The sequence below is a fragment of the Arthrobacter sp. AOP36-C1-22 genome, from assembly GCF_052377515.1.
Classification (GTDB): domain Bacteria; phylum Actinomycetota; class Actinomycetes; order Actinomycetales; family Micrococcaceae; genus Arthrobacter_H.
Genome location: NZ_JBQSWW010000060.1, coordinates 1 through 1,414, shown reverse-complemented (window position 1 = coordinate 1,414; position 1,414 = coordinate 1). Strand labels below are relative to the sequence as shown.

Here is a 1,414-nt window from a genome sequence, read left to right as displayed (position 1 = left end):
GGTCAAGCCCATTTGCGTGGTGTAAGTCGGACGCCACGTGATTCTTGATGTTCGTTAGGTGCTCAGCGCCAGATCGGTATCGATTTCCTCCTTCTGCTCAGTGCCAACGGCGAGGGATTGCTGGATGAGGTCAAGGCCGAGGTAGCGGCGGGATTCGATCCACTCATCGTGCTGTTCGGCCAACACGGCCCCAACGAGACGGATCAACGCATCTCGGTCGGGGAAGATCCCTACGACGTCGGTCCGCCGCCGGATCTCACGGTTCAATCGCTCCTGGGGATTATTGGACCAGACCTGGCGCCACAAACCTTTAGGGAAGGCGGCGAAGGCAAGGATGTCATCACGGGCGGCCTCGAGGTGCTGGGCGACCTTGGGCAGCTTGTCTTCGAAGGCATCCAAGACCCGATCGAACTGCGAATACACGCTAGCGGCATCGGGCTGGTCATAGACCGAATGCAACAACGTCTTCACCCATGGCCAGCTGCTTTTGGGCGTCGCCGACATCAAGTTTGCCGAGTAGTGGGTCCTACACCGTTGCCATGAAGCGCCCGGCAGGGTGGCCCCGATCGCTGCGACGAGGCCTGCATGGGCGTCGGAGGTCACCAGCTTCACCCCGGTCAGCCCACGGGCGGCCAGGTCCCGGAAGAATCCGAGCCAGCCGGCCCCGTCTTCGGCGGAAGAGGCCTGGATGCCGAGGACTTCGCGGTGCCCATCGGCGTTGACGCCGGTGGCGATCATCGCGTGAACGTTGACCACCCGGCCGCCTTCGCGAACCTTCAACACCAGGGCGTCCGCGGCCACGAACGCATAGGGGCCGGCATCCAGAGGCCGGGTCCGGAACTGTTCGACTTGTTCGTCGAGGTCCGCGGCCATGAGCGAGACCTGAGACTTCGACAGCCGAGTGATCCCGAGGGTTTCCACGAGCTTTTCCATCCGGCGCGTGGAGACTCCCAGGAGGTAGCAGGTCGCCACGACGGTGGTCAGGGCGGTCTCGGCGCGGCGGCGGCGCTCGAGGAGCCAGTCCGGGAAGTATGAGCCTTGCCGCAGCTTGGGGATGGCGACGTCCAGGGTGCCGGTGCGGGTATCGAAGTCGCGGTGGCGGTATCCGTTGCGGGAGGTGTTTCGGTCTTCGGAGCGGGCACCGTATTCGGCTCCGCAGACGGTCTCGGCTTCGGCGCTCATCAGGGCGTTGATGAACGTGGTGAGCATCTGGCGCATCAGGTCCGGGGAGGCTTGTTCGAGTTGTTCGGACAGGAAGCGGGCTGGGTCGATAATATGGGGTGCGGTCATCGCGTGGACTCTCTTTCGAAACGTACTTTGGTAGGTCGTTTCAAGAATCACGCGGTGGCCGCCTTATGTTCGGGAGCCACGCCCAAAGGGCCGGCAACGTACACCACGGTAGTGGGCACTACCG

The 1,414-nt window shown here is 63.3% G+C and carries 1 protein-coding gene; it reads right to left on the bottom strand.

Annotated features, from left to right (window positions below):
- Nucleotides 1-54: 54 nt before the first annotated feature.
- The gene (locus ACT3S6_RS15860) at nucleotides 55-1,290 is read right to left on the bottom strand and encodes an IS256 family transposase (RefSeq protein WP_443349367.1); all 1,236 of its coding nucleotides are present in this window, start codon (nucleotides 1,288-1,290) and stop codon (nucleotides 55-57) included.
- Between the last annotated feature and the right edge of the window lie 124 nt (nucleotides 1,291-1,414).